At 41.3% G+C, this 12,499-nt stretch carries 11 protein-coding genes; 10 read left to right on the top strand and 1 reads right to left on the bottom strand.

Annotation, left to right across the window (positions count from 1 at the left end):
• Nucleotides 1-17: 17 nt before the first annotated feature.
• A complete protein-coding gene (locus IGI78_RS09695) occupies nt 18-635 on the bottom strand; it encodes an FMN-dependent NADH-azoreductase (RefSeq protein WP_005225804.1) in 618 nt (205 codons plus the stop codon).
• A gap of 161 nt (nt 636-796) precedes the next feature.
• Between IGI78_RS09695 and IGI78_RS09690 the strand changes: the two genes are divergently transcribed.
• The 10 genes from IGI78_RS09690 to IGI78_RS09645 all read left to right on the top strand — a co-directional run bounded on the left by IGI78_RS09690 (nt 797) and on the right by IGI78_RS09645 (nt 12,446).
• Complete coding sequence (locus IGI78_RS09690) at nt 797-1,492, top strand: response regulator transcription factor (protein WP_096741293.1); 696 nt, start codon at nt 797-799, stop codon at nt 1,490-1,492.
• Nucleotides 1,489-2,436 carry a sensor histidine kinase gene (locus IGI78_RS09685; protein WP_077454308.1) on the top strand — a complete coding sequence of 316 codons (948 nt, stop codon included), beginning with the start codon at nt 1,489-1,491 and terminating at the stop codon, nt 2,434-2,436. The genes IGI78_RS09690 and IGI78_RS09685 overlap by 4 nt, the downstream gene beginning before the upstream one ends.
• A gap of 89 nt (nt 2,437-2,525) precedes the next feature.
• Nucleotides 2,526-3,302, top strand: a complete 777-nt coding sequence (locus tag IGI78_RS09680; RefSeq protein ID WP_077454307.1) for an ABC transporter ATP-binding protein — start codon at nt 2,526-2,528, stop codon at nt 3,300-3,302.
• Nucleotides 3,274-5,364, top strand: coding sequence for an ABC transporter permease (locus IGI78_RS09675; protein ID WP_140964916.1), 2,091 nt, complete (start codon nt 3,274-3,276; stop codon nt 5,362-5,364). The genes IGI78_RS09680 and IGI78_RS09675 overlap by 29 nt, the downstream gene beginning before the upstream one ends.
• A gap of 303 nt (nt 5,365-5,667) precedes the next feature.
• Entirely contained in the window at nt 5,668-7,107 is a 1,440-nt protein-coding gene (locus tag IGI78_RS09670) for an Ig-like domain-containing protein (protein ID WP_195265015.1), read from the top strand.
• Between the two features lie 182 nt (nt 7,108-7,289).
• Nucleotides 7,290-8,342: an LPXTG cell wall anchor domain-containing protein gene (locus IGI78_RS09665; RefSeq protein WP_195265016.1), complete on the top strand. Its 1,053-nt coding sequence runs from the start codon at nt 7,290-7,292 to the stop codon at nt 8,340-8,342.
• Nucleotides 8,343-8,638: 296 nt separating this feature from the next.
• Nucleotides 8,639-10,162: a helix-turn-helix domain-containing protein gene (locus IGI78_RS09660; protein ID WP_195265017.1), complete on the top strand. Its 1,524-nt coding sequence runs from the start codon at nt 8,639-8,641 to the stop codon at nt 10,160-10,162.
• A gap of 240 nt (nt 10,163-10,402) precedes the next feature.
• Nucleotides 10,403-11,311 carry an ABC transporter ATP-binding protein gene (locus tag IGI78_RS09655; RefSeq protein WP_195265019.1) on the top strand — a complete coding sequence of 303 codons (909 nt, stop codon included), beginning with the start codon at nt 10,403-10,405 and terminating at the stop codon, nt 11,309-11,311.
• Between the two features lie 2 nt (nt 11,312-11,313).
• Nucleotides 11,314-12,117, top strand: a complete 804-nt coding sequence (locus IGI78_RS09650) for an ABC transporter permease (RefSeq protein ID WP_195265021.1) — start codon at nt 11,314-11,316, stop codon at nt 12,115-12,117.
• Nucleotides 12,118-12,224: 107 nt separating this feature from the next.
• Complete coding sequence (locus IGI78_RS09645) at nt 12,225-12,446, top strand: YneF family protein (protein WP_005225816.1); 222 nt, start codon at nt 12,225-12,227, stop codon at nt 12,444-12,446.
• The last annotated feature ends 53 nt before the right edge of the window (nt 12,447-12,499 follow it).

Below are 12,499 nucleotides of genomic sequence, written 5' to 3'. Positions count from 1 at the left end.
TTGATCGATAGCAATGATTAGAATTTTTTCGCAGCTGCTGCTACGCGTTCTAAACCTTCAGCAATGATTTCTGCTGTTTTAGAAGGATCTGCATTGTGGCCTTCGATGATTACTTCTTCTGTGATGTTCATGCCGAACATACCACCGAAAACTTTTTCCATAAAGGTTACAGCATTTTCCATTGCGCTCATTTCGCCTGAGTAAACACCACCACGGGCATTCAATAGAACGATTTCTTTGTCTTTCAACAATTGGTTCATTGAACCATCTTCGTTATAAGAGAAAGTAAAGCCTGCTTGGAAGATGTAGTCGATAAAGGTGTGCAAGGCAGCTGGGATCGTTAAGTTCCACATTGGGAAAGCGAAAACGATGGTATCTGCTGCTGCGAATTTGTTCATCACGTCTTGACGGACAGTCATCAATTCTTGTTCTTCTTGGTTTAATTCTTGTTCTTGTGAAAGTTTGCCAAATGCTTCAAATAACGTTTGACCGATATAAGGCATTGGTTGTGCGTACACATCAAAGGTTACAACGTCCACATTGTTGGTATCAAGATTTTCAACAAAGGTATCAAACATTTTTGCAGATACTCCATCAGGACGGTTATTGGCTTTAACAACTAAAATATTTTTCATTTTTTTCCACCTTTACTTTAAGTAAGTTTTAATCACAAAGTGTAGTATACTATAAAATATTTTTGCTTACAATAAATAAGTGTATTTTTTTTAAAAAAGCTGGGATATTGCAGTATTTTTCACGAGGTTTTGGTAAACTTTAGAGAAACAGGAGGGATTCTATGAAAATATTTGTGGTCGAGGATGACAAATCATTAGTCAAAATGATGGAAAATCAATTATCCCGCTATGCCTATCAAACCTTTGTTCCAGAAAATTTCGCTGCTGTTTTAGATGAATTCTTGTCTATTCAACCAGATTTGGTTTTATTAGATGTCAATCTGCCTTATTATGACGGGTTCTATTGGTGTCAAAAAATCAGAGAACGTTCGCTGGTTCCGATTCTGTTTATCTCGGCGCGCGATGGCAACATGGATCAAGTGATGGCTTTAGAATACGGGGCCGATGATTATCTGGTCAAGCCTTTTTCTTATGACTTGCTGCTAGCTAAAGTGAAGAGCCATATTCGCAGAGTTTATGGGGATTATGCGCAGTCGGATCGTGCGCGAAGCTTGAAAGCTGGCGAATTGACCTATTATCCGGAAGCATTGAAGATGGTCTATCGTGAAGCCAGTGAATGGCTGACTGTTCGAGAAGGAGAATTATTGACTCTTTTAATGTCAGCACACCCAGAGATGGTCAAACGAGAACGGATCTTAAATCTATTATGGGATGATGAGCGTTTCGTTGATGACAATACACTTTCTGTCAATGTTGGCCGTTTGCGAAAAAAATTGGCGGCAATGGGCATCAATGATCCAATCCAAACGATTCGCGGCAAGGGTTACGCCTTATCGGTAGTAGGTACCGAACAATGAGAGAATATGTCAAGCTTCATATAGCGAGAATTTTGATCACCGTTCTCGCCATTTCACTGTTCGTTTTAGTGATTTGGCTCGATGGGTATCGAAATTATTTAGTCATTGGGTATGGTCTGTTACTATTTTGCTTGTTGCTTTTGTTTGTTTCTTTGGCGGAGTATCTATCCAATGCCGCTTTTTATCACTATCTCAAGAGTGGAAAAGCTGTTCGTGGCAGCAATGGCTCTCTTTCCAAGAAATGGCGTAAGCAGTTCGATGCAAGAGAACAGCAAATGCAAGAGAAACTCACCGAACTGAATCAGCATCATCAAAACCACATCCGTTTTATGAATATATGGGTTCACCAAATGAAAACACCTGTCTCGGTCTTGGCGCTAATGGCTGAAAGTGAGGAAGTCGACAGCTACGATCTTTTGGCTGAGACAGATCGCTTGAAGAGCGGCTTGGCGACCGCCTTGAACTTTGTGCGATTGGAAGATTTCACGGAGGACTTTGTTATTGAGTCCGTCTCCCTGCTGGAAGTGGTCAAGCACGGGATTGGTGAACAGAAGCGGAATTTTATTCGCAGCGAAGTCTATCCGAAACTGTTGAGTGATGCAGATATCACGGTCACAACAGACAAAAAATGGCTAGGGATCTTGCTGTTTCAACTCATCAGCAACGCCATTAAGTACTCAAAGCCAGAGAGCAAAGTCTGTTTTGAAATTGATCCGTTTTCTAGAAGTTTGACGATCTCCGATGAAGGATGTGGGATTGCGGAAGCGGATCTGCCAAGGGTTTTTCGCCCCTTTTATACAGGTCAGAATGGTCGGCAAACAGGCGAGGCAACTGGAATCGGACTTTACTTAGTCGAAACGATCAGCAAGCAATTGGATATCGATATCGCTTTGGTCTCTAAGGAGAATCTAGGCACGACGGTTACATTAACGTTTCGGACGTAAAGGCTTTCTTACAATTTTGTAAGCTTTCTATCACGAAATCGATAACTGATTGCGCTGCCACCTGCTAAACTGGTAGCAAAGGAGTGAAGATGATGGCTTTACTAGAATTGAAAAATATAACAAAAACCTATGCGGGAGAAGTTTCTGTTGAGGTGTTGCAACAAATCGATCTCAAAGTGCCAGAAGGAGAATTTATCAGCATAATGGGTCCTTCTGGCAGTGGAAAGACTACTATGTTGAATTTGGTAGCAACATTGGATAAACCGACTGCAGGTTCAGTGATCATCAAAGGAGAGCAGCCGCTGGAATTATCTAAGCAAAAACTCGCAGAGTTTCGTCGTCGGCAACTGGGCTTTGTTTTTCAAAACTACAATTTACTTTCACCATTGAGTGTGCTTGAGAATGTTATTTTACCACTGACATTGGATCGGGTGCCGGTTCCTGAGATGAAAGAACGTTCGGAACAGCTATTACGTGAACTTGGGATCTATGAGAAAAAAGACAAACGCATCTATCAGCTTTCCGGTGGGGAGCAGCAGCGGGTTGCGATCGCTAGAGCTTTGATCCATCAGCCGGAATTGCTTTTAGCAGATGAACCGACAGGTAATCTTGATTCAAAGGCAGCACGAGATGTCATGGAAATACTAAGTCAGATGAACAAGCAGCGCAAGGTGACCACCATGATGGTCACCCATGATCCTTATTCCGCCAGCTTTTCTGATCGGGTCGTTTTTATCAAAGACGGAAAACTGTATAACGAAGTCTATCGCGGGGCTGATCAACAGCAATTTTATCAAAAAATTCTTGAAGTCCTAGCACATTTAGGAGGTCGCCGTCATGAATTTCAGACAGTTGATCATTCGTAATCTGCGGGGGAATTTTCGAACCTATGCGGCCTACTTCGTCAGTAGCGCCTTTGCGGCGATGGTGTTTTATATCTTTAGTCTTTTGCTCTTTCATCCGCAATTGGAAGAAAATTTGTCCAATAGCGGTACACTTTCAGAATTGGCGAAGGTCGGTCTATCCGTCGCACTTGTGGTGATCGCTTTACTGTCGCTGTTGTTTTTATGGTATACATTTGTGGTCTTTTTAAAACGACGCAAACGTGATCTGGCGATCTACTTGATTTTGGGGATCGAAGAAAAAGATCTGCGAAAGATTTTGTTTGTCGAAAATGCCCTTTTAGGAACCTGCGCCACAGTGACCGGTATTGGGTTAGGGATTTTATTGACGAAATTATTGCTGCTGATTGCGCAAAATGTCATGTATCTAACAGAAGGACTGAAATTTATGGTTCCTATGGAAGGTTTAGGATTGACCTTTGGGATCTATGTCTTTATTTTTCTCTTGATCTCCTTTTTCAGTACTCGCGCCTTGCAAGGAGAACAGATCATCTCATTGATCAAGGAAAATGAAAAGCCACGTCCTGAACCAAAAAGCCATTGGGCATTGGCTTTTTCAGGAATTGTGCTGTTACTAATTGGCTATGGATCGGTCTTTTATTTTAGCTACCAAACGTACTCGATGCTGCCGCTTATGCTAGGAGTCTTGTTGACTGTTGCGGGCACGATTTTGTCATTCCATCAGTTCAGCGTATTTCTATTGAAACGATTAAAGAAACGCCCGACCTTCTTACGAGGGACTCGGATGCTGACTATCAGCGAATGGATTTTTCGCATGCGAGACAATGCGGCGATGTATAGTCTGATTGCTATTAGTACCTCCGTGGCATTCGTTGGGATTTCCGTAATGCTGGCGATTGGCAGTTCTTCTTTTTCTTCGATCCAAGGAATTAGTGTAGCCTATGTATTTCCGTGGTCTGGGCCAGAAGACCTCGATCATTCTGAGAGGAAAATGAATGAAATTAAAACTGCCATAGAAGAAAAAGGGTATGCACCTGTATCAGATAGTGTTTCCTTACTATGGGCCTATGCGAATCTTGATGAATCTGCAGTTATGAATGATTCATTTTATACGACGAATGGCTTTTCAATTATGCGAGAAAGCGACTATCAGAAAATGATGAAACAAATCGGTGAGGAAGCTGATTCCGTTGCAGATAATCAAATAATGACACTTAGTGCTAATTATTCACGTCGAAAACAGCTCCTAGAAGTCCCTGAGAACGAACGCACAAGTATCTACCCACTTGAATTGGGTTCAGAAACCGGTATAAAAAAGGATATTACGATTGTCCACAGCCCTTCAATGCTTTCTCTGGATTTCTTTGGACTGTCAGTTGTGACAGATAAGACCTTTGAGGAGTGGCAAGCCCTCTTACAAAACTCTAACGATGATATGGAATCTGGTTTTATTTGGTTAGACTATCCAGAATGGGCTGAAACACCTGAATTGGTATCTGATTTCAATGGGAATTTAGATAAAGAAAATGCCTTGATCGATCAGCAATACGAAGAGCTCAGTCAGGAGTTTGAAGCCAAAGGAGACTATACGGATGAAGAGTGGTCAGAAGCGGCAAAAGACATTCCGATGCGTACGTCTTATACCTCGAAATACCAAGTTTTCCAAGAAAATCGTCAGGGAAATGGCATCATTTTAATGATCACGGTATTACTGGGTTCGGTTTTCTTTATTTTCTCCGCTTCAATTATCTATTTCCGTTTATTTGCAGATTTAGATAAAGATGGGGCGTACCATCGTTCCTTGCATATCTTAGGTGTGTCGCCGAAGGAGCGGCACAACGTTCTGAGACGCCAGCTGCAAGTGATGTACTTCTTGCCAACAGTCGTGGCAATGATCCATTTTGCGGTAGCGATGACCGCTTTGCGTATCTTAGTAGAATTGCCTGTTTGGCAATACTACGGTGTGATCGCTAGTCTCTTTTTGATTTTTCAAATCGTTTTTTACTTGATTTGTCAATATCGATACTTCCAGCAAATTGATAGGATCGCCGATCCTACAGAGTAGTTTAATTTTTAAGTCAAATCCCTTTCAGTCAACACGGATTGGGATTTGGCTTTTTATTTGCTGCAATGTTATTTTCCTTTGGCAATGAAGCGTTTTAATTGTGTAAATCACTAATATGCAGATAAAATTAGTTAACACTTATTCTATCAAGCAGTCGCCGATTCGCTGCTAGAATGTGGCAACTGGAAGTCTATTTTCTCAACGTGAAACGAAAAGACAATTGTTAAGTACAATATTCATGTCGAGCACAGTGACTGCTGTGATCGGTAGGTTTAGCTAAGCGCTCACTTAAGGAGGAAACCAATGATCAAACGACTAGGAAAAGCATTTGCTGTCTTGCTACTGTTACTTCCTGTTTTTGCCGGTATGCGGATTGTTTATGGAGAAACCGATGTGGGAGCCAAGCTGATCACAAATGTGTCGATCGTCAATAGCCACAATGAAGTCATTACAAGTATCGAAAAAGATGACTCGTTTAAAATAGATATGAGGTGGAGTTTAGAAAATTTGGGTGACGTAAAAGCCGGTGACAAAGCAACAGTCACCTTGCCAGTTGAGATTGAAGGCGTCAATAATACGTATGCTTTATACGATGAAAATAACAACTTAGTGGTCAATGTTACCCAAGTTGGCAATCAGCTGACCTTTGTTTTCACGGAATTTGTCGAAAAAAATACCAATGTACATGGGGACTTTTATTTTTGGACAAAGTTCAGCGATGAAGTGACAGAGAACCAAATCAACAACATTAACTTCGAAACAGTAAATGGAATGCAATCGGTGCCTATTTTTATTCAAGCAGTGGATGATACAGGGGAAGGTGCCTTACTCACCAAACAAGGACTGTATTTAGGTACGCAAGAACCCAAACGGATTATTGATTGGCGTGTGTACATCAACTCGTTTGATACAAACCAAGTGACGATCAAAGATGGAACGCTTATTGATATTTTAGGTCCCCATCAGACACTCGTCAGTACGACTGCTCGAGTGGTCTATGGACCCAGCGTTTCCAACCCAACATATGTTGATGAAGTACCGATCGTTTTAAATAGTGATGGCTCCTTTGAAATTCCTTTGCGGGATACGGAGGAACGGATCTACATTACCTACAAAACAGAAACGGATGGTTCATTGGAACAATATACCAATCAGGGCATCCTCGATGCCTTGGTCAATGATGTGCCCAGAACAAGCAGTATTACTGGCTATACCCCACGCTATGGTGGCGGTGGTGGTGGAACCGGTGAACCAGGGGAGTCCAGCAGCACGGAACCAAGTAGCGAAAGCAGTACCAGTAGTAGCACGGAACCAAGTAGCGAAAGCAGCACAAGTAGTAGCACGGAACCAAGTAGTGAAAGCAGCACCATTAGTACAACCGAACCAAGTAGCGAAAGCAGTACAAGTAGTAGCACGGAACCAAGCAGTGAGAGCAGCACCAGCAGTAGCACGGAACCAAGTAGTGAAAGCAGCACCAGCAGCACAGAACCAAGTAGTGGAAGCAGTATGATTATTAGTTCAGAATCAAATAACGGGAGTAGTTCTAGTAATAATGGGGCGATGACACATCAAAGTTCAACCCCTGGGAACATGCAGGTATCCCAATCAAATAATTTGCATAATCAATCAGAAAAACAGCAGTTTCCTCAAACGAATGAAGCGTCTAATCATTTATGGATTGCAATAGGAATGTTTTTAGCAGGATGCGCGCTGAAGTTAAGTTGGAGAAAATTTATCAGGTAGATAGAAACTGAAATTTTGGAGGCTGTATTATTACTAGGAAGAAAAATTAATAAAGACTTATTTAAAGGGAAGATGCCATTTTATGGCCACTTTCCTTTTTTTTTCGGCGCATGTTTTCTCTGAGAATTTATTATAATTTCCTTATCAAGTTATCTTGAAATATTCATTTAGGAAGTGAGGAAATGAGAAAACTGGTTGGAATCGTGTTGATTTTGCTGTTAGCGGGATTATTGCTGCTGGTGTTTGGTTTCGATCATACTTCAGCAAAAGAACGAGCCGGAGGGAATTTATCGTTTTCTGTTCAAACGAACCGAGTGATCTATGATGAAGCCTTGAAAGTCATTACGATCCCGGTACGGCCGAACAAAACGCTGACTTCACAAAAGGTTCGTGTCCTACTAACTTATGGTTGGGATGGGAACGGTCACAGCGAAAAAGTGATCGGCGAAACAGTTTTAACGAATGTCGATTGGTTTTCAGGTGTTGAAAACTACTTAAGAATTCATGCTGAGATGGTTATTGATGAGATAAAAAGTATGGATAAAGTTGATTTAGTTGTCATATATGATGGTGAAACAACGATAACTGAGAACTTGAAGCCCAGTCAATGGCAAGTAATAACGCCCCCGAGCTCTAGCGAGACCACGAACTCTGAGATAAGCGCAAGCTCTAAGGTGACTGAAGAAACGGGCTCTTCCTTTAGTAGTATCGAACCGAAATTTAGCGACTCTCAATCCACGGATCCAAGGACTTCTACTACGGAAAACACAAGTCAGGATTCTCAAAGTATAGAAAGTAGTCACAATTCAAGTGAGTCAGAAAGTTTGAACACTCAACCAGTCAGTGAGAGCGAATCAAGTCAGATAACTAGGAGTCGAGAAACCACCGCAACAACAGGAACAACGACCGTTAGTGAAGCTGCATCTGAGGAGCTTTCAGATTCAGAAACGAAACCAAACAAATTAGCGCCGAACCAAAGTCAGTCAAGCAAGCTAAGTGTTTCTTCCAATGATCCCGCAGGCAAACAACTCTCTAAAGCATCGTCTTCAGTGAAAAAGGAACAGGAACAACGTACGAAGACAAGCAGTGCTAAGGAGGTCAATGGAGCCGTACTACCGAAAACCGGCAGCAAAAATACGAGTATTCGCTATATCTTCTTTGGTCTAGGCGTGGTTATCCTTGCTGTCTTCCTTTACTGGCTGAATAGAAAGTTATTTTCTGATGAGAGGCAGTAAAGAAAAAAGCCAAGGAAAATGAGAGACTTGATAACCCACGATTGGAATTTTCTTCCCCAGAAAGCACAATCACGTTTTGTTTTACTGTTTTAACAAAATGTCTGACGATCGTATTGAGGCGTCAGACTTTTTTTATGAAAATACACAGATAACGAAAGGAGAATTTGTTAAAAGTGATTTGACAGAAAAGAGCGCACGGTGGTACGATCACCAAACACTGACAGCTTACAATTTTGTAAGATGACAAATTTAGGGTAAAAACAGCGTTTGCTGATTATTCAAGCGAGGGAAATTTCATGTTACAGGCACTTTTGGATACGACAGAAAAACAAATTTATGCGTTTCTAAGTCATTGTTACGAAACGAACAAGAAAGATTATACAATGAAAGAGCTCTCAGGTGTTTTCGATTGGAAAACCAACAAAATGCAGTCGATCGTTCAGCAAGTAGAGGTGTTTCGTACACGCTATCCTCAGTTTACTTTGACCTATGATCGGCTGGAGAAAGAAGTATCCATTGCTTTTTCTCCACGATTCCTATTGAGTCAAGCCTATAGTATATTGTTGCAGGGAACCGTTGGATTTATCTTGCTGGATGCACTCTTTCAGGGGGACTATCATTCCCTTGAACAACTCAGTCAAAAAACCTTTAGGAGTCCCCGCACGATTCAACGAAAATTGCAGGAGTTAAATCATGTTTTGGCGAACTATCATTTGTCCTATAGTTTAAAAAAAGGTGATCCTTTGGCAGGTGCTGAATATGCGATCCGCTATTTTTATCATCTTACCTATTGGCAAATTTTTGATGAGAAGGACTCACGAGTCTTGGCATCGCTCAAGGAGAAAGAGCAGGCTGTAGCGTTGTTTGAAACCCATGCTTCTTATATGAGAAAAATCGATATCGAGAAATTTCTTCATCTATTCGCTATCTCCGTGCAAAGAATCCATCAAAAGCATCCGCTTTCATTTTTACCAAAAGAAGTACTTACGTTTGAGCACCCATTAATTGAAAAAAATCAGTTTGATCAGGTCTTTTTGAAACCATTGTTTAACAGGAATCATCTGTCGTTTTCTGAAATTTCGGAGGATGAACGCAGCTTCTTGTATTATATGTTTGGCGTAATGAACACCTATCTTGAGGAGGATCTCGATGCTGCTAACATCTCGTGGCTGACTCAGCCAACGTACCAGCAAGAAGCGCAGCTCGTTGAAAAACTAGCCGTGTATTTTCGGTTGACGTTTACAGAAGCCGAAAAAAACTATTTACTGGTTAATCTGGTAATGATCCATTCCGCATCTGGCTGTTTTGGTACGCAACAAAAAAGCGATAGTTTTGGCAAAACAACCAACGAGCAAGAGCTGCAAGCCGCTTTTCCAGTGCTTTATCCAACCATGAAACGTTTTTTTTTGGAAGCGACTGTTTCTTTACCAGAGTTGTGTAGATTACTGCAAATGAATGATCGCTTGATTTTCCAATACTGTATGTTACTGAGAGTTATTTTTATAAAATATGAACAGCCGGTCACGTTCTCGATCCATTCGAAATACGGAAAAACGCAAGAGCTTTGGATCAAGAACCGCTTGATGAATGCCACGCATCGAGCGATGGCCCATTATTCGCTGTCTCAAAAGCCAGATTTGGTGATCAGCGATTATCCGATCCATCAGGAATTTCCTGAGGAAGAACAGCCGTACCTCTTTTATTGGAATGGTCACCCAAGCGCAAAGGAGTGGAAACAGCTCAAGCAAGTGATCAAACAGATCAGAAGTGCCAAGAACAAGGCGGCGTTCGCCCAGCTGGCATTCACCCAAACGGAGTGATCCCGCTATAAGATCGATCAGATAGAACTTATAATTTTGCCAAGCTTTTGACCAGTAGCAATAGGTCAAACCTCAAAAGTGACAGTGATAGACGAAGAGGTCAAGAAGCAAAAACAGGAGCATTGATGTTCCTTTTTCGCTTCTTGACTTTTTTTTACAGAGATGGCATGGTATACATATTATCATAACGTTTTTTATTTAAAATCGTTGCAGAAATGGTGTTAGGAAGAAGGGGTAACTTTGACAGAAGTATTAGCACTGCAAAATGTTTCCAAATTGATTGGAACCAAACGAATCATTGATGATGTTTCCTTTGTGGTGGACCAAGGACAAGTCGTTGGTTTATTAGGGCCTAATGGGGCTGGGAAGACGACGATCATCCGGATGATCGTTGGCTTGATGAAGCACAACACAGGATCGATTGCCATTATGGGAAATTTATTGGATTCTTCGTTTAAAACAGCGATTGCCTCAGTCGGAGCGATCGTTGAGAATCCTGAGTTTTATAATTACATGACCGGATATGAAAATTTGATGCAGTATCAGCGCATGGCGAAGAAAAAAAGTACGACAGCAGAATTAGAAGCACTTATTCGTCAGGTACATTTAGAAGGACATATCCATCAAAAAGTCAAAACCTATTCATTAGGGATGCGTCAGCGTTTAGGTGTTGCCCAGGCATTGGTCCATCAACCAGACTTATTAGTTTTAGATGAGCCGATGAATGGTCTGGATCCTAAAGGCATGCGGGAGTTTCGAGAAATCATTCTTTCTTTGAGAGAAAAAGGAGTTTCTGTCTTAGTTTCCAGTCATCAATTAAGCGATATCGAACAAATTGCCGATCATTTGATCGTGGTGCAAAAAGGAAAAGTCACTCATCAAGTAGCAATGGCAGAGTTGAAAGCAGAGAAAAATGTACTAATTATTAAAACAGATGATAATGCGCAAACAGAAGCACTGTTAAAAGCTTCCTTTGAGGTCGAGGTCTTGCAGGTTGCAGATGAATTGCAAGTCACGTTGCAAACCGATCAGCGTTCGGCAATCGCTGCAGCGATCGTGACGGCGGGTATCGGCTTGAAAGAACTACGGACAAAGCAATCTTCTCTAGAAGATACATTCTTGGCTTGGACCGAAGAAGGAGGTTTGTAAGCATGCTGACATTGATTAAAAATGAATGGATCAAATTAACCAAAAAGCGTTCTACTTGGATCATGCTGCTTTTATTGGTTTTAATGACGTTTGGCTTGACCTATGTTGTACGCTTAGGTAGTCCAGAAATTGGTGCCAATGATTTATTCGCTTCTTTGAGCGACATGACTTCGTTCTTAAACTTATTTGTAGTGATTGTGGCAGCTTCTTCAGTGGCGGAAGAGTTCAGTCGTGGAACGATCATGTTCTTATTGATTCGGCCTTTTTCAAGAAGCCAAATCTTAGCAGCAAAAGCCATCAACACGTTTTTATTTGCGCTTTTAGGGACTGCTGTTTTACTAATCAGTAGTTTAGCAGCCGCCAATTTATTTTTAGCAGCTGAATCACCTTTTGCTGCTACTGGCTACAACGGGCTAGCGGCGATTCTCGTTGCCCTTGTTTTTGCGGGAACCAACTTGCTATTGATTGTCTTTTATATTGCATTGACCATCTTTATCTCAGCCGTCATTCGCTCTCAAAGCTTAGCGGTAGGCTTAGGCTTGGGTATGTTGTTCGGAAGCAGCATCATCAACTCGATCATGCTTTTTGCGCAAGAAAAATACTCATGGCTGAAGTGGAATCCATTTAATTTTATGAATATCAAAGAGCAGATACCGAGTTTATTAAATAGTCCTGACATGCAGATGACTGCTTTTGATCCGGGATTGGGCTATTGGCAAATGGCGATCGGGATCCTTGTTTACAGTGTTTTAATCTACCTTTTAACAAATTGGTTATTCAACAAAAGAGATGTCGCATTAAGTTGAGGAAACGAGTGAAAGTTTTTGGATAAATCCAGCTTTCACTCTTTCTTTTTGTGTTTTTTTCTAGTAAAATGATTCATTGAGAGTACAAGAGAAAGGAGAGTTTTCAAATGACTATTAATATAGGAATCGTAATCGTGATCGCTGTTGTTGCAGCATTACTAGGCGCTGTCGGCGGCTTCTTTTTGGCGCGTAAATATATGCAAGATTATCTAAAGAAAAATCCTCCCGTTAATGAGGATATGCTTCGCTCGATGATGATGTCAATGGGTCAAAAACCTTCTGAGAAAAAAATTCGTCAGATGATGCAGCAAATGAAAAACCAAAAGTAGGTTTTTTTCTAAGAAGCGGGCTGATTTTATCAGCTCGCTTTTTATTGCGGCAA

This window comes from Enterococcus sp. DIV1767 (genome assembly GCF_050542585.1).
GTDB lineage: Bacteria > Bacillota > Bacilli > Lactobacillales > Enterococcaceae > Enterococcus_D > Enterococcus_D innesii.
The sequence above is the reverse complement of the archived record's forward strand: the minus strand, read 5'-3'. Positions and strand labels throughout refer to the sequence as shown.

Bases quoted from the DNA above. Each gene is read 5' to 3' on its own strand.
- IGI78_RS09685 (WP_077454308.1), top strand. From the start codon at position 1,489: ATGAGAGAATATGTCAAGCTTCATATAGCGAGAATTTTGATCACCGTT.
- IGI78_RS09650 (WP_195265021.1), top strand. From the start codon at position 11,314: ATGCTGACATTGATTAAAAATGAATGGATCAAATTAACCAAAAAGCGT.
- IGI78_RS09680 (WP_077454307.1), top strand. From the start codon at position 2,526: ATGATGGCTTTACTAGAATTGAAAAATATAACAAAAACCTATGCGGGA.
- IGI78_RS09670 (WP_195265015.1), top strand. From the start codon at position 5,668: ATGATCAAACGACTAGGAAAAGCATTTGCTGTCTTGCTACTGTTACTT.
- IGI78_RS09675 (WP_140964916.1), top strand. From the start codon at position 3,274: ATGAATTTCAGACAGTTGATCATTCGTAATCTGCGGGGGAATTTTCGA.
- IGI78_RS09695 (WP_005225804.1), bottom strand. From the start codon at position 635: ATGAAAAATATTTTAGTTGTTAAAGCCAATAACCGTCCTGATGGAGTA.
- IGI78_RS09645 (WP_005225816.1), top strand. From the start codon at position 12,225: ATGACTATTAATATAGGAATCGTAATCGTGATCGCTGTTGTTGCAGCA.
- IGI78_RS09665 (WP_195265016.1), top strand. From the start codon at position 7,290: ATGAGAAAACTGGTTGGAATCGTGTTGATTTTGCTGTTAGCGGGATTA.
- IGI78_RS09660 (WP_195265017.1), top strand. From the start codon at position 8,639: ATGTTACAGGCACTTTTGGATACGACAGAAAAACAAATTTATGCGTTT.
- IGI78_RS09690 (WP_096741293.1), top strand. From the start codon at position 797: ATGAAAATATTTGTGGTCGAGGATGACAAATCATTAGTCAAAATGATG.